General features: G+C 67.5%; 19 protein-coding genes. 5 read left to right on the forward strand and 14 right to left on the reverse strand.

Annotated features, from left to right (window positions below; all coding sequences use genetic code 11):
• Positions 1-257 precede the first annotated feature (257 nt).
• A complete protein-coding gene (locus HWX22_RS30085) occupies positions 258-1,091 on the forward strand; it encodes a response regulator (protein WP_175912260.1) in 834 nt (277 codons plus the stop codon).
• Positions 1,084-3,417, forward strand: a complete 2,334-nt coding sequence (locus tag HWX22_RS30090) for a sensor histidine kinase (RefSeq protein WP_175912261.1) — start codon at positions 1,084-1,086, stop codon at positions 3,415-3,417. The genes HWX22_RS30085 and HWX22_RS30090 overlap by 8 nt, the downstream gene beginning before the upstream one ends.
• Before the next feature lie 156 nt (positions 3,418-3,573).
• Here HWX22_RS30090 and yjfF read toward each other — a convergent pair whose 3' ends face one another.
• From yjfF to HWX22_RS30110, 4 genes are all read right to left on the reverse strand, one after another.
• On the reverse strand, positions 3,574-4,677 hold the full coding sequence (gene yjfF, locus HWX22_RS30095) for a galactofuranose ABC transporter, permease protein YjfF (RefSeq protein WP_175916933.1): 1,104 nt from the start codon (positions 4,675-4,677) through the stop codon (positions 3,574-3,576).
• On the reverse strand, positions 4,674-5,714 hold the full coding sequence (locus HWX22_RS30100; protein WP_175912263.1) for an ABC transporter permease: 1,041 nt from the start codon (positions 5,712-5,714) through the stop codon (positions 4,674-4,676). The genes yjfF and HWX22_RS30100 overlap by 4 nt, the downstream gene beginning before the upstream one ends.
• Positions 5,711-7,225, reverse strand: a complete 1,515-nt coding sequence (locus tag HWX22_RS30105) for a sugar ABC transporter ATP-binding protein (RefSeq protein ID WP_059529185.1) — start codon at positions 7,223-7,225, stop codon at positions 5,711-5,713. Before HWX22_RS30105 ends, HWX22_RS30100 begins: the two co-directional genes overlap by 4 nt.
• Before the next feature lie 68 nt (positions 7,226-7,293).
• A complete protein-coding gene (locus HWX22_RS30110) occupies positions 7,294-8,256 on the reverse strand; it encodes an ABC transporter substrate-binding protein (RefSeq protein ID WP_059529188.1) in 963 nt (320 codons plus the stop codon).
• A 426-nt stretch (positions 8,257-8,682) separates the two neighbouring features.
• Here HWX22_RS30110 and HWX22_RS30115 point away from each other — a divergent pair, with 426 nt between their 5' ends.
• Positions 8,683-9,681, forward strand: coding sequence for a DNA topoisomerase IB (locus HWX22_RS30115; RefSeq protein WP_175912264.1), 999 nt, complete (start codon positions 8,683-8,685; stop codon positions 9,679-9,681).
• A 51-nt stretch (positions 9,682-9,732) separates the two neighbouring features.
• Here the strand turns inward: HWX22_RS30115 and pqqE are convergent, their stop codons facing one another.
• The 6 genes from pqqE to HWX22_RS30145 all read right to left on the reverse strand — a co-directional run bounded on the left by pqqE (position 9,733) and on the right by HWX22_RS30145 (position 15,223).
• Complete coding sequence (pqqE, locus tag HWX22_RS30120; protein WP_175912265.1) at positions 9,733-10,851, reverse strand: pyrroloquinoline quinone biosynthesis protein PqqE; 1,119 nt, start codon at positions 10,849-10,851, stop codon at positions 9,733-9,735.
• 7 nt (positions 10,852-10,858) lie between these two features.
• On the reverse strand, positions 10,859-11,140 hold the full coding sequence (gene pqqD, locus HWX22_RS30125) for a pyrroloquinoline quinone biosynthesis peptide chaperone PqqD (protein WP_006751646.1): 282 nt from the start codon (positions 11,138-11,140) through the stop codon (positions 10,859-10,861).
• The gene (pqqC, locus tag HWX22_RS30130; RefSeq protein WP_175912269.1) at positions 11,137-11,856 is read right to left on the reverse strand and encodes a pyrroloquinoline-quinone synthase PqqC; all 720 of its coding nucleotides are present in this window, start codon (positions 11,854-11,856) and stop codon (positions 11,137-11,139) included. The genes pqqD and pqqC overlap by 4 nt, the downstream gene beginning before the upstream one ends.
• A gap of 2 nt (positions 11,857-11,858) precedes the next feature.
• Positions 11,859-12,782, reverse strand: a complete 924-nt coding sequence (gene pqqB / locus HWX22_RS30135) for a pyrroloquinoline quinone biosynthesis protein PqqB (RefSeq protein WP_175912271.1) — start codon at positions 12,780-12,782, stop codon at positions 11,859-11,861.
• A 64-nt stretch (positions 12,783-12,846) separates the two neighbouring features.
• Positions 12,847-12,921, reverse strand: a complete 75-nt coding sequence (gene pqqA, locus HWX22_RS30140) for a pyrroloquinoline quinone precursor peptide PqqA (protein WP_006410019.1) — start codon at positions 12,919-12,921, stop codon at positions 12,847-12,849.
• Positions 12,922-13,213: 292 nt separating this feature from the next.
• A complete protein-coding gene (locus tag HWX22_RS30145) occupies positions 13,214-15,223 on the reverse strand; it encodes a sigma-54-dependent Fis family transcriptional regulator (RefSeq protein ID WP_175912273.1) in 2,010 nt (669 codons plus the stop codon).
• Between the two features lie 107 nt (positions 15,224-15,330).
• On the opposite strand from HWX22_RS30145, the gene HWX22_RS30150 reads away from it, so the two are divergent.
• Positions 15,331-15,477 carry a hypothetical protein gene (locus HWX22_RS30150; protein WP_159085737.1) on the forward strand — a complete coding sequence of 49 codons (147 nt, stop codon included), beginning with the start codon at positions 15,331-15,333 and terminating at the stop codon, positions 15,475-15,477.
• Positions 15,478-15,556: 79 nt separating this feature from the next.
• The gene (locus HWX22_RS30155) at positions 15,557-16,552 is read left to right on the forward strand and encodes an alpha/beta fold hydrolase (RefSeq protein WP_175912275.1); all 996 of its coding nucleotides are present in this window, start codon (positions 15,557-15,559) and stop codon (positions 16,550-16,552) included.
• On the opposite strand, the gene HWX22_RS30160 is transcribed toward HWX22_RS30155, so the two are convergent.
• From HWX22_RS30160 to HWX22_RS32120, 4 genes are all read right to left on the reverse strand, one after another.
• The gene (locus tag HWX22_RS30160) at positions 16,537-18,837 is read right to left on the reverse strand and encodes a TonB-dependent receptor (RefSeq protein WP_175916934.1); all 2,301 of its coding nucleotides are present in this window, start codon (positions 18,835-18,837) and stop codon (positions 16,537-16,539) included. The genes HWX22_RS30155 and HWX22_RS30160 overlap by 16 nt on opposite strands.
• 88 nt (positions 18,838-18,925) lie before the next feature.
• Complete coding sequence (locus HWX22_RS30165) at positions 18,926-19,354, reverse strand: biopolymer transporter ExbD (protein ID WP_175912280.1); 429 nt, start codon at positions 19,352-19,354, stop codon at positions 18,926-18,928.
• Positions 19,351-20,070, reverse strand: coding sequence for a MotA/TolQ/ExbB proton channel family protein (locus HWX22_RS30170; RefSeq protein ID WP_175912282.1), 720 nt, complete (start codon positions 20,068-20,070; stop codon positions 19,351-19,353). The genes HWX22_RS30165 and HWX22_RS30170 overlap by 4 nt, the downstream gene beginning before the upstream one ends.
• Before the next feature lie 10 nt (positions 20,071-20,080).
• The gene (locus HWX22_RS32120; RefSeq protein WP_244135323.1) at positions 20,081-20,968 is read right to left on the reverse strand and encodes an energy transducer TonB; all 888 of its coding nucleotides are present in this window, start codon (positions 20,966-20,968) and stop codon (positions 20,081-20,083) included.
• Positions 20,969-21,182: the final 214 nt, after the last annotated feature.

Here is a 21,182-nt window from a genome sequence, read left to right on the forward strand (position 1 = left end):
AGCCCTCGTCACGCCAGAAATCGATTCGCATACGTTCTTCAGGTTGAAGTTGTTGGTACGTTCTCTTTGCCATTCGCGGACATTACCGGATGGCGAGAGTGTTGCACTTCAGATTTGAGGCCGCCCAGACATGCCCCCACGGATCGCACGGAATCCTCACCGACGACTTTGTTGTCGGCATATAATTTTTCGCAACAATCGTGCATATAGATGCATCGATTCCGACCCCGGCCTACCCTCCCTTCGCGTTCGCAACCATGTCATCCCGCTCGTCCAGTCCGGCGTCGCTCCGCGTCACGCCGGATCTCGTTGACGCACACATTCTCGTCGTAGATGACCGACCGAACGACCTGCGGCTCCTGACGGAGATCCTGCGTTCCGCGCGCTGCCGGATCAGCGTCGCGTTCGATGGTCTGCAGGCCTATCACCGTGCGCAGGCGATCACGCCCGACCTGATCCTGATGGATGTGCGGATGCCGCGCATGGACGGCTTCGCCGCGTGCCGGCTGCTGGCCTCGACGCCGTCGACGCAGAACATTCCCGTCATCATCCTGACTGCCGCGAGCGATCTCGAGGATCGCATCGCGGGGCTCGAAACCGGTGCGCTCGACTACATCGTGAAGCCGTTCGAACCGGTCGAGGTCATTGCACGGATCCGCAATCATCTGAAACGGGCGCGACGCAGCCAGCCGTTCGCGCACTTGCCCAAGCTGCGCGACCACCCCGACGCCGCGCTGGTGCGCGCGGCAAGCGACATCCTGCTGCGCGAGCTGCGCAACCCGCCCGGGCTCGACGAACTCGCGAGGCAGGTCGGCACGCACGAAAAACGGCTGTCGCGCGTGTTCCGCGATCATCTCGGCCAGACCGTATTCGAATACCTGCGCGACACGCGGCTGCGCGCCGCGAAACACTTTCTCGCCGAGACGTCGATGGGCATCGGCGACATCGCCGAGGAGATCGGCTTCTCGACGCCGGGCAACTTCGCGACGGCGTTTCGCGAACGGTTCGGCATCACGCCGTCGGACTGGCGGCGTCAGCGGCCGACGGTCGATGTTCCGCCGCCGTCGCATGACTGCCCGCGCGATGCATAGGCGTCGCACCTCGGGCTGGCACGCGATGGTGCTGCTGCTGACGGCACTGGTGCTCGCCTGCGCGACACACCGGGCCACCGCGACGGAAAACCCCGCACAGCTGGACGCCGTCTCGTTGCTCGAAGATCCGGGCGCGCAGTTGTCAGTCGACCAGGCCGCCGCACGGCTCGCCGAGCCTCAACGTCGTGCTGCCGCGGCGGCGCGACCGTCGTTCAACATCGAATTCTCACGCTCCGCTTGGTGGGTCGGCGCGACGCTGGTCAACCGCGACCGCGTCGAACAGCCGCTGGTGCTCGCGATCCGCGACGCACGCGTCGACCGTGCCGATTTCTACGTCGGGCACGGCGGCACCTGGACGCTCGCCGGCCGCTTCCCGGCCGACGAAAATGGCATGAGCCGGCCGGCGTCCCGGTATCCGGTGCTCGATGCAACGCTGCGCCCGGGCGAACGGTTGCCCGTCCTGATCCGCATCACGTCGCGCAAGGAACTGCGGCTCGCGCCGAGCGCCTTCACGCGCGACGCATGGCAGGCCCACGAGCTGCACGCAACCATGTGGAACTTCGGCTTTCTCGGCGGGCTGCTCGCGCTCATGTGGTGTGCGCTGCTGATCGGGTTTTTCTCCCGCAGCGGCATGTTCGTCGTGCTGGCCATGCTCGCGTTGAACACGACGCTGTTCGAGGCAACCTACCGCGGCTACACCGCGCTGTATCTGTGGCCCGCCGCACGCGAATGGTCGGCGCGCGGCGAGGTGATCTTCGTCTACCTGTCGATCGTGTGCTTCATCGCGTTCATCCTGACGGTCGCCCATCGCGAGAAGGCACGCATCCCGTTCCGCGCGATCTACGCGGGGTTCATCGCGCTCGAGTGCGCGGGCATCGTCGGGGCCGCATGCGGCGACCTGCTCACGTTTACGTGGTTCTGCCTGCGGCTGAACGCCGTGCTGGCGATCGTGAACCTCACCCTCGCGCTGACGCTCGCGATTCGCCGGACGCCGACGGGCCGCGTGATGCTGATCGCGATCGCGTTCGCGAGCTTCAACATGGTGATCCGCATTCTCGATGGCAAGGACGCGATCCCGGCCTGGCTGTTCTGGATCAAGTCCGACATCTATCCGAACCCCGTTATCGCGATCATCGGTCTTGCCACGCACCTGCTGGTGCTGGCCGCGTGGATCAACCACGTGGGCCGTCAGCGCACCGAAGCACGCAAGCGTCTCGAGCAGTGGCAGCTCACCGAACAGGATCGCCTGCGCGACGAAGTCGCGAAACGCACGGTCGCGCTCAACGACGCGCTGCAACAGGTTCGCATGCACATGCAGCAGAAGATCGAGACGCTCGGCTACGTGAGCCACGACCTGCGCGCGCCGCTGTCGACGATCAACGGCTACGCGAAGCTGCTGCTGCAAGGCGCGACGCGCAGCCAGGCGCGGCTGATCCGCTCGATCGACCGCAGCATCCGCTACCAGCTCACGCTGATCGACGAATTGCTGCAATACACGAAGGCGGAGTTGCAGCCGCTCGGCATTTCGCCGCACGCGACCGACCTGCCCGGCCTGCTGAACGACATCGGCGACTATGCGGTCGCGCTGTGTTCCCAGCAGGACAACCGGTTCGACTACCGGCCGCTGACGCCGTTGCCGCGCAAGCTGTCGATCGACGGCATTCGGCTGCAGCAGGTGCTGCTCAACCTGCTGTCGAACGCGTCGAAGTTCACGCGCGACGGCACGGTCACGCTGTCGGTCGGCGCGTATCCGGAAGGCGATGCATGGCGGATCATGTTCGAGGTCGCCGACACCGGAATCGGCATCGACATCGGCAAGACCACCGACATCTTCCGTGCATACCAGCAGGTGCAGGCGGTGAACGGCGGCACCGGACTCGGCCTGTTCATCGCGCAGCGGATCGTCGGCGCGATGCGCGGCGAGCTGGCCGTGTCGAGCCAGCCGGGTGTCGGCACGTCGTTCACGTTCCAGATCGTGGCGCCCGCGATCGGCCGCGCGATGATCCCAGCGTCGGCGCTCGTACGCACCGCCGAACCCGCCGATCCGACCGGGCCCGTGCCGGACGCACACGCGATGCGCTGTCCGCCTGCCGACGCGCTCCACGAGCTGGCCGTGCTCGCGAGCGAAGGCCGCCTCACCGATATCGAGGAATGGCTCGGACAGCACGCGCATGCACCACGGCATGCCGCGTTCGTGCAGGCAATGCGGGACCGCCTGGACGTGCTGGATCTGCACGCGATCGAACGACTCGCCGAGTCGCTGAAGCAGACGGGCATCGCGGATGCGTCGTTCGACGTGGAACCCGACATGGCCGGGCCGGGCTGATTGCAACGCACGCGCCGCTGTCGCGCGACGCGCATTCGCGAATCGGTCAAACGCGACTGGCGGCCGCGCCGAAGCGCCGTTGACAGCCACCAACGGCGACGGCGCAAGCGATGCCGGCCAACGAAGAAGCCCGCCAAACGCGCGCCGGCATCACGCCTAACGTTGCAGACGCAACAACCTGCGCATCGTCGAACCGAGCGCCGCATCATCACGCGACGCGGCGGGCGTCACCTGCGCGGCATCGCGCCTCCGCCGTTTCGGATCGAGCCCGGTCCCACCGCTACGCCGCCGCGCCGCGTGCCGCTCGATGACCCGCTGCAGCAGACAGAACACGCACAGCAGCGCGCCGATCACGATCCGCGTCCACCACGAACTCAGCGTGCCGTCGAACGTGATCAGCACCTGGATCGTGCCGAGAATACCGACGCCGAACACCGACCCGATCACGTACCCCACCCCGCCCGTGAGCAGCGTGCCGCCGATCACGGTCGCGGCGATCGCGTCGAGCTCCATCCCCTGCGCCTGCAGTCCGTAGCCGGACAGCACGTACAGCGTGAACACCACACCGCCGAGCGCCGAACAGAAGCCGCTCAGCGCATACACGCCGACCTTCGTGCGCGCGACCGGCAACCCCATCAGCAGCGCCGATCGCTCGTTGCCGCCGACCGCATACACGTTGCGGCCGAAGCGCGTGAAATGCGCGAAGTAAATCGCGGCGGCCAGCGTCGCGAGCGCGATCAGCGCGCCCGCGCTCAGCGTCCCGCCGCCGACCGGCACGCTGATGCCCGCGAGCGCATGGAAGGTCGGCTCGTTGATCGTGATCGACTGCGTCGTGATCAGGAAGCATGCGCCGCGCGCGAGAAACATCCCAGCGAGCGTGACGATGAACGGCTGCAACCGGAAGTAATGAATCAACGCGCCCATCGCCGCGCCGTACAGCGCGCCAAACACGAGCACGAGCGGGACGATCACCCAGACGGGCCAGTGCAATCGTTCGGCGCCGACCGCGCATAAGATCGTTGTCAATGCAACGACAGAGCCGACAGACAGGTCGATGCCGCCCGACACGATCACGAACGTCATCCCGATCGCGACGATCAGCAGGAATGCGTTGTCGACGAGCAGCCCGGTCAGCACTTGCATCGAGAAGAAGCCCGTGTACATCACGGATCCGAAGCTGAACAATGCGGCGAACAGCACGATCGTCACGACGATCGGCAGCGTGCGCGGGTCGGTAAACCGTGCGAGGAATCGGTTCATCGCGGCGTGGCTCCGGTGGTGGTGCGCGAACGGATGGAAGACAGCAGTCGCGACGCATGCTGGATCACCAGCGCGTGCGCCGCGTCCGACTGGATCAGCGTCACGACGATCACGACGAGCGCCTTCACGACGAGCGTCGCCTCCGGTGGCACGCCGATCGAATAAGTCGTGTAGGTGAGCGTCTGGATGATCAGCGCGCCAAGCACGGAGCCCGCGAGGCTGAAGCGGCCGCCGAGCAGCGACGTGCCGCCGAGCGTCACCGCGAGGATCGCGTCGAGCTCGAGCAGCAGCCCCGCGTTGTTGCCGTCGGCACTGCGCACGTTCGAGCTGGCGAGGATGCCGGCGAGCGCCGACATCACGCCGGAGAACAGATAGACGCCGAACACGACCGCCCCCGCGCGCAGCCCGACGAGCCGCGTCGCGACCGGGTTCACGCCGATCGCGCGGATGAACAGGCCGAGCGCCGTGCGGTTCACCAGCAGCGCGGTCGCCGCGATCGTCGCGATCGCGATCCAGACCGAGCACGGCACGGCCGCGAGATACCCGCCGCCGAGCTCGAGGTAGCCCGGCGCGCCGATCGGGATGATCTGTCCGCCGGTCAGCAACTGCGCGATGCCGCGTCCGGCGACCATCAGGATCAGCGTCGCGATGATCGGCTGCATCCCGACGAACGCGACGAGCACGCCGTTCCATGCGCCCGCGAGCAACCCGACGCCGAGCGCGGCGGCCAGCGCCGTACCGACCCGCGTCGGATCGCCGTCGAGCACGATCGCCGCGGCCGCGCCGGCGATCGCGACGATCGCGCCGACCGAGATGTCGATCCCGCGCGTCGCGATCACGAGCGTCATGCCGAGCGACACGATCACGAGCGGCGCCGCGCGATTCAGGATGTCGATCGGCGCGCCGAACAAGTGGCCGTCGAGCACCGCGATCGACAGGAAGCCCGGCCGATACGCGACGTCGAGCGCGAACAGCAGCGCGAGCGTCAGCACCGGCCACACGAGCGGATGGCGAAGCAACGTGCGTAACCGGATCATGACCGGCCTCCCGCGATCAATTGATACACGTGTTCCTCCGACGCCTCGGCACCGGTCAGTTCGGCGACCTTGCGGCGATCGCGCAGCACCGCGATCCGGTGGCTCACGCGCACCACTTCGCTGATTTCCGACGAGATGAACAGGATCGCGAGCCCCTGCGCGCACAACGCAAGCACGCGCTCCATGATGTCGAATTTCGCGGCGACGTCGATGCCGCGCGTCGGCTCGTCGAGGATCAGCAGCTTCGGCTCCGTCGCGAGCCAGCGCGCGAGCAGCACCTTCTGCTGGTTGCCGCCGGACAGCAGCCCGATCGGCTGTTCCGCGTCGCGCGCTTTGATGCCGAGCCGCGCGATGTACGTCTCCGCGAGTTCGCGCTGGCGCGCGCGGCTGATCAGCCGCCACCAGCCGCGCCGCGCCTGCAATGCGAGGACGATGTTTTCGCGGATCGACAACGCCGCTACGATCCCCTCCTTCTTGCGATCCTCCGGGCAATACGCGATCCCGTTGCGAACGGCATCGTGCGGCGACGCGAGCCGCTTGCGCGTGCCGTCGATCTCGATCGCACCGGTGTCGGTGCGCTCGGCCGCGAACGCGAGCCGCGCGGTTTCCGTGCGCCCCGAGCCGAGCAGCCCGGCCAGCCCGACGATTTCGCCGGGCCGCACGTCGAGATCGAGCGGGCTCATCATCCCGCGCCGGCCGGCCTGTTGCATCGACAGGAACGGCGCGGCCGCGTCGGCGTCGCGCTGCACGGCCGCCGCGCCCGCTTGCAGAGTGCCGGACATCGGTTCGCGGCCGGTCATTTTCGCGACGAGCATGTCGACCGGCAGGTCGCGCGCGAGATACTCGCCCTCGCGCTCGCCGTTGCGCATCACGGTGATCCGGTCGGACACCGCATAGGTCTGTTCGAGAAAGTGCGTGACGAACAGGATCGCCATCCCCGACGCCTTCAGTCGGCGCAGCACGTCGAAGAGCCGCGCGACCTCGCCGTCGTCGAGGCTCGACGTCGGTTCGTCGAGAATCAGCACGCGCGCATCGACCGACACGGCCCGTGCGATCGCGACCATCTGCTGCACCGCGATCGGATACGCGTCGAGCGAACGCGTGACGTCGAGCGACAGGTCGAGCTCGGCGAGCGCATCGCGCGCCCGCGCATGGATCGTCTTCCAGTCGATCGCGCCGCGCCGCATCGGCTGCCGACCCGCGAAGATGTTCTCGGCGACCGACAGGTTCGCGCACAGGTTCACTTCCTGGTACAGCGTCTGGATCCCGGCCGCCTCGGCCTCGCGCGGCGCGGCGAACCGAACCGGCGCGTCGCCGACGCGAATCTCGCCCGCGTCGTGCGCATGCACGCCTGTCAGCACGTTGATCAGCGTCGACTTGCCCGCGCCGTTCTGGCCCATCAGTGCATGAATTTCGCCCGGAAACAACCGGAAGTTCACGCGCTGCAGCGCGTTCACGCCCGGGAACGCCTTGTCGATGCCGATCATCTCGACCACCGGCGGATTCGTCATGGATCGCCCTCGATTCGAGGCGGACGGCGGACGGCGGCAACCGCGCCGCCGCCCGCGTCCGCCGGGACTCAGTACTTGCGGGTCGGCAGCACCTGCGCCGCGACGCTCATCGGGAACACCGTCTCGTTCGTGACGATGCGCTTCGGCAACTGCTTGCCGGCGACCACGTCCTTCACCGCGGTCATCAGTTGCGGGCCGAGCAGCGGGCTGCATTCGACGTCGACGTTGATCTTGCCGGCGACCATCGCCTGGAAGCCGCCCTTGGTCGCGTCGAACGACACGACACTCACGTCCTTGCCGGGCTTGATGCCGGCCTCTTCCATCGCCTGGATCGCGCCGAGTGCCATGTCGTCGTTGTGCGCGTAGACGACGTTGATCTGCTTGCCGTACGTCTTCGCGAACGCTTCCATCACCTGCTTGCCGCCGGCAAGCGTGAAGTCGCCGCTTTGCGACGCGATCACCTTGAACTTCGGATTGTTCTTGATCACTTCGAGCAGGCCCGCGCGGCGGTCGTTGGCCGGTGCGGAGCCGACCGTGCCCTGCAGCTCGACGATGTTGATCGGGCCCGCATCGTTCTTGAAGCGCTCTTCCATCCAGTGGCCGGCACGCCGCCCTTCCTCGAGGAAGTCGGAACCGATCATCGTCACGTACAGCGACGGATCCTTCACGTCGACGCCGCGATCGGTCAGGATCACCGGAATATGGGCCGCCTTCGCTTCGGTCAGCACCGGCTCCCAGCCCGACTCGACAACCGGCGAGAACGCGATCACGTCGACCTTCTGCGCGATGAACGAACGGATCGCGCGGATCTGGTTCTCCTGCTTCTGCTGCGCGTCCGAGAATTTCAGGTTGATGCCGGCATCCTTCGCCGCGCTCTTCACCGACACGGTGTTCGCGGTGCGCCACGCGCTTTCCGCGCCGACCTGCGAGAACCCGAGCGTGATCGGCTTTTGCTGCGCGTGCGCGCCCGACGCGAATACCGTCGCCGCGGCGACGAGCGCACCGGCCGTCAGCTTCCTGATGAATGTCATGGTCCGTCTCCGATGATGTCGTTGTATGTCGCGGCCCGGCCTGGCGCGGTGCCGTGCTGTTGTGGTTCTGCGTGGCGCGGACGCGGTTCGGGGCGGTGCCGGCCGGCGCATGCGGCCGGCCCGGTATGTACGCCCCGGATCAGTCTAGAAACAAGTCCGATAACCTTCCAATGAAATATTGGATTGAAGCGATATCGGTATCGGCATACGTATAAACACCTAGCGCTCATCTTCGCCTGCCGCGACCGCTTCGACGTCGATGGGGCGGCGCATCCGGCGGCGGCGCACGGATCTTGCTGTCGCCCTTGCAAGCGCCGTTCGCGCCCCGCGACGGCCGCTCCGACAACAAGGAGAACAACGATGCCCGCCGTGCGTGAACCCCCGATCGCCGCACATGGAAACGCTCGTCCGCTGGCGCCTCGCGCCATGAAGAAGCGCGCGTCCCGGCGCGGCTCCGGCACCGAAACCGGCGATCGTTCGGCCGCGCCGCTGCGCCATGTCGACGACCGGCATCCCGGCTACACGCGCCGGCGGTTGCGCCACGGCTTCGCGTACTACACGCAGGACGGCGTCCGGATCCGCGACGCCAACGAAATCGCCCGCATCGATGCGCTCGCGATTCCGCCGGCGTATACCGACGTCTGGATCTGCATGGACCCGCGCGGCCACTTGCAGGCGACGGGGCGCGATGCGCGCGGGCGCAAGCAGTATCGCTATCACCCGCAGTGGCGCGAGACGCGCGACGCGAACAAGTACGCGCGGATGGCGGCCTTCGCCCGCGCGCTGCCGCGCGACAAGATCGTCGCGACGATCGTCCGGCTGCTCGACACGACGCTCGCGCGGATCGGCAACGCCGAATATGCACGCGAGAACGCGTCGTACGGACTGACGACGCTGCGCAAGCGCCACGTGACGATCCGGCCGGGACAGGTTCGCCTGCGCTTCACGGGCAAGAGCGGCATCGAGCATGACGTGACCGTGGAAGATCCGCGCGTCGGCCGGATCGTGCGGCGCTGCGCGGAGTTGCCCGGGCACGAGTTGTTTCAATATGTGGACGACGACGGCGCACGTCATTCGATCGGCTCGTCCGACGTGAACGATTATCTGCGCGAAGCGGCAGGCGCGGAGTTCACCGCGAAGGATTACCGGACCTGGGCGGGCAGCGTTCAGGCGCTGGCGTTGCTGCGGCGCATCCCGCATGAGGACGTCACGCAGGCGCGCAAGCAGATCGTCGAAACGGTGCGGGCCGTCGCCGACATATTGCGCAACACGCCGGCCGTATGCCGGCGCTGCTACATCCACCCGGCGGTGCTCGATGCGTTCGAAGCCGGGATGCTCGCGGCGCTGGAGGTACGCCGCTCGCCGCGAGGGCTGCGCGTGGACGAGGCCGCGTTCGCGGCGTTGCTCGAACAGGCGGTGCGTTGATCGTCGAAGAAGTCAAGAAAATGACATGCCCGATACAGCGGCACACACCACTCAACGCCCGACAGAATTCGCAGCACTGCGAAAGATCAACGGACGCTCGTCCTGTCGCCCTGCCCGCCGCGCGAACTGCACGGCCTGCTCGACCCGGCCGTGATGCGGAGACTTCGCGCAGACCGGATCGGCCTGCGCCGGATCGCCGGCCAGCATGTACGCCTGGCAGCGGCACCCGCCATGATCCGCATGGCGCTCGTCACAGGTGCGGCACGGGTCGCGCATCCAGCCGTCACCGCGAAACGCGTTGAACGCGTCGCTTTCGTACCAGATGTCCTTCAGCGACCGGTCGCGCACGTTCGGCAGCACGAGGCCGGGCAACCCGCGCGCGGCATGGCACGGCAGTGCGGTGCCGTCCGGTGCGACGCCGAGGAACACCGAGCCCCAGCCGTTCATGCAGGCCTTCGGCCGCTGCTCGAAGTAGTCGGGCACGACGAACAGGATCTTGCACCGTTCGCCGACGAGCTTGCGGTAGCGGTTGACCGTTTCCTCCGCTTCGCGCAGTTGTTCGGCGGTCGGCATCAGCTGATCGCGATTCAGCATCGCCCAGCCGTAGTACTGCGTATTCGCGAGTTCGAGAAAATCCGCGCCGAGGTCGAGCGCCATCTCGATGATCTGGCCGACGTGCGGCAGGTTGTACCGATGCAGCACGCAGTTCAGCACCATCGGATAGCCGTGCGACTTGATCAGCCGCCCGACGCCGCGCTTGAGGTCGAAGGTGCGCGTGCTGGTCAGGAAGTCGTTCAGCTCGCGCGTCGAATCCTGCAGCGACAACTGGATATGATCGAGCCCGACCGCCTTGAGCCGGTCGATGCGCGTGGCATTCAGGCCCACGCCGGACGTGATCAGGTTGGTATAGAAACCCAGCGACCGCGCATGCTCGACCAGCACCTCCAGGTCGCTGCGCTGCAGCGGTTCGCCGCCGGAAAAGCCGATCTGCGCGGCGCCGAGCGCGCGCGCGTCGCTGATCACCGTGCGCCATGCGTCGGTATCGAGCTCCGCGCCGTGCGTCGCGAAATCGACCGGGTTGTAGCAGAACGCGCAGTGCAGCGGACAGCGGTACGTGAGTTCGGCAAGCAGCCAGAGCGGCGCGGACGGCCGGTTCGGAGGAGGGGTCATGTCCATGTCAGTCGAGCCAGCCGCGCAGTCGCGCATGATCGAGGAAGCGATAGACGTCCGACGCAAGGTCCGACGTGCTGAACAGCCGCTCGAGTTCGTCGATGATGTCGTCGAGCTCGCGCGTGCCGTCGCAGCGCGCGAGGATCTCGCCCGCGCTCGGGTTGAGCCGGACCATGCCCTCCGGGTACAGGAGCACGTACGCATCCTGGGCCGCCTCCCACTGCAGGCGGTACATGCCCCTCAGCGAGGGGCGCAGCGGCACGCCGCTGACGGCGTCGTTGGAGTTCATGCGGGATACGCCTTTTCAATCGCATCGAGAATCGACCACAGCACATCCAGCTTGAACGACAGGATGTCGAGCGCGCGCCGTTGCGCGTCCGGTGTCGTGAAATGGTTCAGCGTCACCGCGAGCCCGTGTTCGACGTCGCGCTGCGCGAGCGGCACGCGGCTGCGGAAATACTGCAGCCCGGCCGCCTCGATCCACGGATAGTGGGACGGCCAGCCCGCGAGCCGGTCGAGGTGGATCTGCGGCGCGAACATCTCGGTCAGCGACGAGCACACGGCTTCCTGCCACGGCGCGCGCCGCGCGAAATTAACGTAGGCGTCGACCGCGAACCGCACGCCGGGCAGCACATGCTCGAGCGACCACAACTCCGCGCGCTCGATGCCGACCGCCTCACCGAGCCGCGCCCATGCCTCGATCCCGCCTTCCTGGCCGCCGTGACCGTCGTGGTCGAGAATCCGCTCGACCCACAGCCGGCGCGTGTCGCGATCCAGGCAATTGGACAGGATCGCCGCGTCCTTCAGCGGAATGCTGATCTGATAGTAGAAGCGGTTCGCGACCCAGCCGCGAATCTGCGCCGGTGAACACGCGCCGCTATTCAGGCGGCGGTTGAATGGATGGTGGATGTGATAGCGCGATTCGAGCGCGCGCAGGCGCGCCTCGAACTCCTGCGCACTCCAGGGCGTCGCGTGCAGCGCTGCGGCGGGAATCGGTGCGTTCATGGTCAGACCTCGAATTGCATGCCGTCGTGGGCGACCTCGATGCCGTGCTCGCGCAATTGCGCGCGCTGCGCGGAACCGGGGTCGAGAATCGGATTCGTGTTGTTGATGTGCGTGAGGACCTTGCGCGTGTGCGTCGGCAACAGCCGAAGGCGGTCGATCATGCCCGGCCTCGCCGCGTCGCCGCACTGCTCGAGATGCCCCATGTCGGCCGCGTGCTTCGACGACAGGCCGAGGTCGATCATCTCCGTGCCGGTCCAGAACGTGCCGTCCACCAGCACGAGGTCGGCGTCGCGCATCGCGGCGCGCACGCCGTCGTCGACGTCGGCGAGCCCCGGCGCATAGAACGCCTGTCGGCCGCTCGTCGTATCCTCGATCAGGAGTGCGATGTTGTCGCCCGGCACGCTCGCCTCCCGGCGCGGCGAATAAGGCGGCGGCTTGCTGTCGACCGGCACGGCGGTGAAGCGGATGCCGCCGGCGCCCGGTATCGCGAACGGTTCGCCCGGTGCGATCGTGTGAACGTCGACGCCGCAGTAGTGGTCGAGCAGCGGCACGAGCGGCAGCCCGGTCGACAAGTCGTCGAGCACCGGGGCGCTCGCATACAGCGGCAGCGGCGACGTGCGTTCGCGCAGCATCAGCAGGCCCGTCACATGATCGATCTGCGCGTCGCACAGCACGACGGCGACGATCGCGCTGTCACGGATCGCGCGAGCCGGCTGCAGGTCGGGGGCGGCGCGCAGCTGCGCGAGGATGTCCGGCGACGCGTTCACCAGCACCCAGTCGACGCCGTCGCCGCTGACGGCGATCGACGATTGCGTGCGCGGCACGATGCCGTCGGTGCTGGCCCGCGCGCGACGGCAGTTGCCGCAGTTGCAGTTCCATTGCGGCAGTCCGCCGCCGGCGCCCGAGCCGAGTATCTTGATCTTCATCTGCGTGTGCTCCCGGTGCCGCCCGCATCGTGTCCGTCGATGCGGGCGGCACAGCGCGCGTCGATCAGCGGTTGGCGATGTACATCGTGATTTCGAAACCGAAGCGCAGGTCGGTATAGGCCGGGGTGGTCCATTGCATGATGTGTCTCCTTGTTGAGTGGGTGAGTCGAAAAAACCGCATCGATCGAGCGGCCGATACCCATTGAGCAAGGAGCGTGCCGGGGCGGGACTTGCGTCGCGCGGCGGCGTGCGAAAGCATGCGACAGCCGCCGGGTGGTCACGGCACCGTCATTCTTACGATTATCCAACGACAATATTTCAGAAACCGTCTGGCGACGATTCATGTGACGCACGGCCGGTTGAGCAAGTGTTGAATCCTTGAACACCGGGTGTCGCAACCTGACACACCGGTGTGACAGTCGCGGCTTGCGTCACGGTTCGTCCCGCTCCAGTGCATCCGGGCCTGCGGCCGGCATCTTGCGGTAGATCGTATTGCGCGATACGCCGAGCGCGCGTGCGGCGGCCGACACGTTGCCGCCGTGACGCGCGAGCGCGGCCGCGATCGCGGAGGCGGCCACGTCCTGCAGCCGCGCATCGCAGGCCGCGGTGGCGAACGCTGGCGCTTCCGATGCGAGCGGCGCAGGCGTACAGGCCTCTTGCGCTGTCGGACGGCCGTCGCGCCGCACGTCGTCGAAGAAGTCGTCCGGCAAATGCTCGCAGCAGATCTCGCAATCGTCGTCGACCATCGCGGCCGCCGTGCGCAGCAGGTTCGCGAGCTGCCGGAAGTTGCCCGGCCACGCGCAGCGCTCGAACAGCGCCATCACGTCGGGCGCGACGCTCAACGGCCGGCGCCCGGGCCCCGACAACGTCTCCCGTTGCAGCATCTTCTGGACGACCACCGCGAGGTCCGTGCGGTCGCGCAGCGGCGGCAGGCGCACGACGAGGCCATTGAGCCGGTAGTACAGATCTTCGCGAAAGCGGTTCTGCGCGATCATGTCGCGCAGGTCGCGGTGCGTCGCGCAGATGATCGCGATGTCGACGCCGATCGCCTTCGTCGAGCCGAGCGGGTTGACGACGCGCTCCTGCAGCACGCGCAGCAGCCGCACCTGCAGCGGATACGGCATGTCGCCGATTTCGTCGAGAAACAGCGTGCCTCCGTTGGCCTGCAGCAGCTTGCCGGTCGCGCCCTTGCGGCGCGCGCCGGTAAACGCGCCTTCCTCGTAGCCGAACAGCTCGGATTCGATCAGCGTCTCCGGTATCGACGCGCAGTTGACCGCGACGAACGGCCCGTCGCGGCGGGGCGAGTCGTTGTGGATCGCCTGCGCGAGCAGTTCCTTGCCGGTGCCCGTCTCGCCGGTGATCAGCACAGGAATGTCCTTACCGATGACCTTGCGGACCTTCGCGATCACCGCCGCCACCTGCGGATCGCCGGTGTCGAGATAGCTGAGCCGCGACAGGCTCGCCGCGCCCTGCGCGGCAGGCGGCCGCGCGGCCGACGCGGCGCCGTCGTGCACCTCGGCCGGCCGGCTGCCCTCGGCCCGCAACGCGCGCCGGAACTGCACGCGCGCGCAGACCACCGCGCCGTTGCCGAGGTTCAACGACACGTGCTGCTCGGTGCTCGCGCGCATCCGGTCGATCAGTTGCGCGCTCGTCACGTCGAACAGCGACGCGAGCGTATGCGCGCGCAACGCGGCGAGCGGCATCCCGAGCTGGAACTGCGCGCTGCGATTGGCCGACAGGAAGCGCCCGTCGGCGGTGAACGCGACGATCCCTTCCATCAATGTTCCGAGGAATTCGGGGCGGCCGTGAAACGACACCTGCAGCGTTTCCTGGAACGTCGTCGTGAACAGGTGATTCTCGATCATCTGCACCGACATCTTCGCGAGCGCCATCGTGTGCTGGTGATAGCTGCGATGATCGCCCGTCACGTCGAGCACGCCGATCGCGTCGCCGTACGGGTCGAGGATCGGCACGCTCGAGCAGGTCAGGAAATGGTTCGCGGCCAGGAAGTGCTGGTCGCCGTGCACGACCATCGGGCACAGCTCCGCGAGCGCGGTGCCGATCGCGTTGGTGCCCTGCCGGCTCTCCGCCCAGTTCGCGCCGGGGCGCAGCGCGACCCGTTCGGCGCGCCGCAAAAAGTCGTCGTCGCCGATCGAATGCAGGATCAACCCTTCCGCATCGGTCAGCACGATCATGCTCTGCGTATTGACGATCTGCTCGTGCAGCGTCTCCATTACGGGCATCGCATGCACGCACAGCACGCGGTTCTGCTCGCGCTTGAGCGCCAGCGCGGCGCCGGACAGCAGGTCGTAGTCGGGACGTGCAGACGCCTGCAGGCCGAACGTCTCGGACCGCTCATGGGACTTCTGGATCGTCGGCGTCGGCCAGCCGGGCGCATGCGTGGCCCGTGCGTTGGCCGTCGGATGAACGTCATCGCGCATTGTCTCCTCCGGGGATCCTTCCGGTCGGTGCCGGACTTTGTGCTGGATCAAGCAAACTTCGGGCCACGCTGTCGGCTGCGCTTGCGTCGGACGCCGCGCATCGTCACTTGCCGCAAACCGAAATCAAAATGAAAGCAACGCCGATTGCATACGATGCAGGCGACGCGCCGGGACGCAATATCGCGATTCCGCCCGCCGCCGCTGCCCGATCGATCCCGATCGTGGTCGCTGGCGCGATTCTGGCTTTGACCTGAGTCAAGCCCCGGCCTGTTGTCGGGTTCTCCCGGATCCACCCGTTACGGCGTTGACCCGTCACCCTCTTTCCGACACGACATGACGCAGCGACTGCTCCGCTCCGCTTCCGCGCCCCGACCTGCCCTGTCCCGCGACGCATGCCGGATCGCGTGGACCGAATTCGGCAACCCGCACGGCGATCCGGTCGTCGTGCTGCACGGCGGGCCCGGCAGCGGGAGCCGACCGGCGGTGCTCGGCCTATTCGACCTGACACGCATGCGCGTCGTGCTGGTCGACCAGCGCGGCGCCGGCGCATCGACGCCGCGCGGCGGCCTGCGTCACAACAACACGATGCGCCTGGTCGGCGATCTCGACGCGCTGCGTGCACGGCTCGGCATCGCGCGCTGGTGCGTCGTCGGCGGTTCGTGGGGCGCGGCGCTCGCGCTCGCCTACGCGGGACGGCATCCGTCGCACGTGACGGGCGTCGTGCTGCGCGGGTTGTTTCTGACGTCGTCGCGCGAAGTGCGCGGCCTGTTCGTCGGCACGCGCGCACGAGCGCCGCGGGCCTGGCAGCGCCTGACGGCCGCCGCCGGCACCGCGCGCGCCGATCGCCTGATCGCCTGCTGCGCGCGGCGTCTCCAGCCAAGCGCCGGTGCGGCGCGGCAACGCACGGTCGCGCTCGCGTGGAACGCGTATGAGGATGCGATCCTGACCGGGCGGCCGGCGCGCGGCGCGCGACCGACGCAACCGGCCATCGACCGGCTGATCGACAAATACCGGATCCAGGCGCACTACCTCCAGCGCAACTGCTGGCTCGGGGAGCGCCGCTTGCTGACGCTGGCGCGACAGGCCGCGCAAGCCGGCGTGCCGTTGCATGCCGTGCACGGCACGCGAGACCGCGTGTGCCCGGTCGACAACGTCGATCGGCTCGCGCGCGCGGTGCCGGCGGCCGTCGTCGAGCGCGTGCCGGCCGGGCATCTCATGAGCGACGACGCCATCGCGCGTGGCGTCGCTCGCGCGGTCCGTAAGATGCTCGACGTCACGGCAGCGGGCGCACCGCAACACGCCGAGCCGCCCGTTCAGTCCCACGCGTAGCGGGCGCCCACCCACGCGCCGCGCGGCGCGCCCGGCCCGACGAACTGCTCGTTGACGGGGTTGAGTCCGTCGAACGAATGATTCGGACCGTTGAAGAAATTCCGGCCGAGCATCCCGAAGCTCGCGTAATGCTTGTCGAGCAGGTTGGTGATCGACGCGAACAGCTGCAGGCGCTTCGTCACCTGCCACGTCGTATCGAGGTCGATCAGGACATAGCCGGGCACCTTCCCGTTCGCGTCCTGGTTGTTCTCGTCGCCGCGCGCGAACACCCCGCTGCGATACGTGATGTTGGTGCCGACGTTCCACTTCGGCGTCGCCGCATAGTCGAGCCTCAGCTTCACGGTGCTCGACGGAATCCCGGGAATGCGGTCGCCGGAGCGAACGACGATGTTGCCTTGCACATTGGCGCTCGAATTGCTCGCGCTGCTTTCGGTCCACGTCGAACGGTAGGTGGCGTCGACATAGCTGTAGCTGACACCGATCCCGACCGGCCCCAGCTGCGTATGGCCCGCCAGCTCGAAGCCTTGCCGGCGCGTCTTGCCGACGTTCTGGAAATAGCCGAGCGTGCTCGCGCCGCCGTTGCTGCTGATGAACTGGATGTCGTCGTCGAGCGTCGTGCTGTAGACGGCCGCGCTCCACGTCGTCGCCTCACCGCTTCGGCCGCGCGCGCCCAACTCGACCGTCTTCGCGATCACCGGCTTCAGCGCCGGGTCGGCGAGAAAGTCGTTCGGCAAGGAGCACGGCGCGGCCGGATCGGCGCATGCGAGCTCGATCGCTGTCGGCGAGCGCATTCCTTCGTTGTACGTCGCATATGCGGTGAAGCCGGGCACCGGATTCCACGTGACGCCGACGGCCGGATTGAACCGCGAGAACGTATGACGCGCGGTGAGCAACGGCTGCAGGCCGCTCGCGTCCTCGATCGCCGCGCGCGACCAGTTGTAGCGGCCGGCCAGTGTCAGCGACCATTGCCGCGTCAGCGCCAGCGTGTCGTCGAAGTAGACGCCGTAGCTGGCGTTGCGCGTCTTCGCGCGCGTCTTCCGGGTGAAGTCGCCGATGCCGACCGTCGCACGCGCATCCGTGAACATCGCATCCTGCGACGACTGATCGAAGCCCGAATTCGCAAGATCCGCTGACGCGCCCACGCCGAACTGGTTGTCCATGCCCGCGAGCTTGCCGAGCAGCGTCAATTGCACGTTCGCGCCGTAGCTGTCGGTCGTGATCACCGAGCGGTCGTTGGTCGCCTGCACGGCGTCGGTGGCGCCGCTCCCGTCGACGCTGCCGAAATCGTCGTTCACGTTGCTGCTGGTGTTGGTGTTGCGGTAATGCCGGTAATAGACGTTGCCGCTGAGCTGCACGTGATCTCCGAATGAATGGTCGCCCGACACGGTGACGTACGCGGCGCTGTTGCGATTCAGGTCTGGATAGGTATAGGCCTGCGCGCGATTGTCGAGAAACGAGCGCGGAATCGTCTGCGAGCCTTGCAGCGCATTGTCCGCACCGCCGGCCGAGATCGACAGCGTCGTATCGGCGTCGGTATAGCGCAGCTTGCCGAATCCCTGCCGCACGCGGCTCGCATTGTGATCGGCCCAGCCGTTGTCGTTCGCAACGTTGCCCGTCACGTAGTAGTCGAGGTTGCCGCCGATGCGCCCGCCCTGCTCGATCTGCGCGGTCTTGCGTCCCCAGGAGCCGACCGACACCTGTGCGGCACCGCCCGGGCTCGTCTTGCCGTTCTTCGTCGTGATCGCGAGCGCGCCGCCGAGCGTGTTGAGCCCGTAGGTCGGATTCGAACCGGGGATCAACTGCATCGTGTCGATCGCCACCTGCGGGATGAGATCCCAGTTCACGACGTCGCCGAACGGCTCGTTCACGCGCACGCCGTCGACGAACACCGACAGCCCCTGCGGCGTGCCGACGACCGGCGATGCCGTGAAGCCGCGATAGTTCACGTCCGTCTGGTACGGATTGCCCTGCGCCTCGTTGATATCGACGCTCGACACGTTCTTCTCGAAGTAGTCGGTCAGTACGCCGCCGTGCTGACGCGTGATGTCCTCGCCGCGAATCGTCTGGACGTTGGCCGGCACGCGCGACAGCGGCGTGCCGATCCCGAGCAGCGGCGTCGTGCCGACGACGACGATCGGCGCGAGCGTCGGCGCATCGACGTTGCCGGCTGGTTCGACCTGCGCCGACGCCGGCGTCAGCCAGCCGCCGAGCATGCCGCCGAAGCACAGCGTGACGCCCGCGCGCCGGGCGACGAAGCGGCGCTTCGCCCCATCCGTTTCCTTCATCTCCACGTCTCCTCTTTTCTTGTCTTATCTTCGTTATATCGTTATCCGTACCGATATGTCGGGGACGTCTCAGCTGACGTCTGTCGCCTCACCGCGCCGTACCGGCATCGCCGTCCGCCGTCGCGATCGCCACATGCGCGACACGCGCGCGCCCGATCGACGCGATGACACCGGCCACGGTGCCGAATGCCTCGTTGCGGTCCGCGTGCAGGCTGACGCTCGTCCGCGGGTCGCGCGCGACGCGGCGTGCCAGCACGGCTTCGACCTCGGCTGGCGTGACCTGTGCGCCGTCGATACGGACCGCGCCGTGCGCGTCGACGGTCACGGTGACGGTCGATGCATGCATGTCGCGCGCCGGGGAGGCCGCCTTCGGCAGGTCGATGCGGACCGCATGCGTCATCAGCGGCGCGGCGACCATGAAAATCACCAGCAACACGAGGACGACGTCGACGAGCGGCGTCACGTTGATCTCGCCGAGCGGTTCGCCCTCGTCGGCTTCGCGGCTATCCGTCCTCATACGGCCGCCCGACGCACGGCGACCGCGTTACTCGCGACCGGGAGCGCGGCATGCACCGGCGCGTCGATCCTGAACCGCCGCTGCTCGGCCAGCGCGATCAGGTCCTGCCCGAACTCGTCGAGCCCGGCCGTCACGGTCTTGAGCCGCCGCAGGAACAGGTTGTACGCCAGCACGGCCGGAATCGCGACGCCGATGCCGATGCCGGTCGCGACCAGCGCCTGCCCAATCGGCCCCGCGATCGCATCGATGCCGTTCGTGGCCGACGCCGTCATCGACTGCAACGTATGGACGATGCCGAACACGGTGCCGAACAGCCCGACGAACGGCGCGACGTTCGCGATCGACGCGAGCACGGTATGCCCTCGCTCAAGCGACCGCTGCGCGCGCCGGATCTCGCGCGCGAGCGTGCGTTCGAGCAGATCGCGACGATCCCACGCGACCAGCGCGGCAGGTGCGTGCGGCTCGGGCGCGTCGAGATCGCGCAATGCGATGCACACGGCACCTTGCAGACGCGCGTTCAGGCTGGTGGCCGCATCGTCGTCCGTCGGCATCGACAGCGCCGGGCGATCGCCGCGGCGCGCGGCAAAACGGCGGTTGCCGAACGCGACGCGCGCATACAGCAGCGTCTTGACGACGATCAGCGTCCAGGTGAGCGCCGACAGCACCGCGAGGAGTGCAAATGCGCCGACGACTGCGTAGTGGATGTAATCTGACATGACGGATTCCTTAGTTTCCGAGTTTGAACACGACCGGCACACTGACCCAGCCGTCGATCGATTCCGTACCGCGCTTCGCCGGTACGAAGCGCCAGTCCGAGACCGCCGCGACGGCCGCGTCGTCGAGCGCGTCGTGTCCGCTGCTCGCCGACAACAGCACCTGGTCGGGCCGGCCGGTCGCGAGCACATGCACATTCAGGAACGTGGTGCCTTCCCAGCCGCGCCGCTGCGCGACGTCCGGGTAATCGGGCGCGGGGTTGCGCAGATACGCCGCCGCGAAGCGCGGTGCGGTAACGGGTTTGGGGTTGGGTTCGGTAGAAGATTGCGCGCCCGGCATTGCCTGCGCGGCAACCGTCGCGGTATCCGCCGCTGCATTTTCAGCGGCAGGCTGAGCTGACTCCTGCCCCGGCACGGTTCGCCCACGTTCACTGTCCGGCTGCGACGCCGCGGTGACGGCGGCTGGCTTGCGCGAAGGACCTGCATGATCGGCCTGATGCGTTGCGGCCACACTCGGCCGAGCCTCTCGATGCACGGCTGTTTCTCGGCTCGAATGCGACGGCATAGCCTCGTGAGGAACCTGCGTCGCGGCATCCACCCGACGATGCACACCAGGCTCTGCCATCCGCGCGAATTCGCTCGCGTCCACCTCGACGGCGAGTGCGTGTGGCAGCGTCGGGCGTCCATCGGATACCCATGCGTGCCACAGGGCGACCACGATGGCCGCATGAACGGCGAATACCGTTATCGCGACGGCTGGCAACGGTTCGCGTGCGCGCGCGACCTGCTGCATCTCGATCGTCGCCGCGTACGGGCCGGCGGGCGCGATGCCGTAGGCGAGCGCGACCACGCGGCGGCGCTCGCACCTGCGAGCAGCATCGGACGAAATCGGGACATGCATGGCGGTCTCTCGTTGCGCGGAATCATTCCCGTGTCGAACGGCAAGAAGCATGCCGATCCGCGCAACACCCGGCCGGCCGCCGATCGAAGCCGCCACGCATCAATACGCAACCGCGCATCTGTTGCAGTTCGTGCCACCCCTGTTGCGCCTGTGTCAATTTGGATCAACGAGCCGACGCCTTCGGCCGCGCACCGCACTGTCATGTTTCGCAACA

It is taken from the genome of Burkholderia sp. BCC1638 (assembly GCF_902833195.1).
In the GTDB taxonomy this organism is placed as follows: Bacteria; Pseudomonadota; Gammaproteobacteria; order Burkholderiales; family Burkholderiaceae; genus Burkholderia; species Burkholderia diffusa.

Excerpts from the sequence above, each read along its gene's own strand:
- HWX22_RS30085 (WP_175912260.1), top strand. The coding sequence starts at position 258 with ATGTCATCCCGCTCGTCCAGTCCGGCGTCGCTCCGCGTCACGCCGGAT.
- HWX22_RS30090 (WP_175912261.1), top strand. The coding sequence starts at position 1,084 with ATGCATAGGCGTCGCACCTCGGGCTGGCACGCGATGGTGCTGCTGCTG.
- yjfF (WP_175916933.1), bottom strand. The coding sequence starts at position 4,677 with ATGAACCGATTCCTCGCACGGTTTACCGACCCGCGCACGCTGCCGATC.
- HWX22_RS30100 (WP_175912263.1), bottom strand. The coding sequence starts at position 5,714 with ATGATCCGGTTACGCACGTTGCTTCGCCATCCGCTCGTGTGGCCGGTG.
- HWX22_RS30105 (WP_059529185.1), bottom strand. The coding sequence starts at position 7,225 with ATGACGAATCCGCCGGTGGTCGAGATGATCGGCATCGACAAGGCGTTC.
- HWX22_RS30110 (WP_059529188.1), bottom strand. The coding sequence starts at position 8,256 with ATGACATTCATCAGGAAGCTGACGGCCGGTGCGCTCGTCGCCGCGGCG.
- HWX22_RS30115 (WP_175912264.1), top strand. The coding sequence starts at position 8,683 with ATGAAGAAGCGCGCGTCCCGGCGCGGCTCCGGCACCGAAACCGGCGAT.
- pqqE (WP_175912265.1), bottom strand. The coding sequence starts at position 10,851 with ATGACCCCTCCTCCGAACCGGCCGTCCGCGCCGCTCTGGCTGCTTGCC.
- pqqD (WP_006751646.1), bottom strand. The coding sequence starts at position 11,140 with ATGAACTCCAACGACGCCGTCAGCGGCGTGCCGCTGCGCCCCTCGCTG.
- pqqC (WP_175912269.1), bottom strand. The coding sequence starts at position 11,856 with ATGAACGCACCGATTCCCGCCGCAGCGCTGCACGCGACGCCCTGGAGT.
- pqqB (WP_175912271.1), bottom strand. The coding sequence starts at position 12,782 with ATGAAGATCAAGATACTCGGCTCGGGCGCCGGCGGCGGACTGCCGCAA.
- HWX22_RS30145 (WP_175912273.1), bottom strand. The coding sequence starts at position 15,223 with ATGCGCGATGACGTTCATCCGACGGCCAACGCACGGGCCACGCATGCG.
- HWX22_RS30155 (WP_175912275.1), top strand. The coding sequence starts at position 15,557 with ATGACGCAGCGACTGCTCCGCTCCGCTTCCGCGCCCCGACCTGCCCTG.
- HWX22_RS30160 (WP_175916934.1), bottom strand. The coding sequence starts at position 18,837 with ATGAAGGAAACGGATGGGGCGAAGCGCCGCTTCGTCGCCCGGCGCGCG.
- HWX22_RS30165 (WP_175912280.1), bottom strand. The coding sequence starts at position 19,354 with ATGAGGACGGATAGCCGCGAAGCCGACGAGGGCGAACCGCTCGGCGAG.
- HWX22_RS30170 (WP_175912282.1), bottom strand. The coding sequence starts at position 20,070 with ATGTCAGATTACATCCACTACGCAGTCGTCGGCGCATTTGCACTCCTC.
- HWX22_RS32120 (WP_244135323.1), bottom strand. The coding sequence starts at position 20,968 with ATGCATGTCCCGATTTCGTCCGATGCTGCTCGCAGGTGCGAGCGCCGC.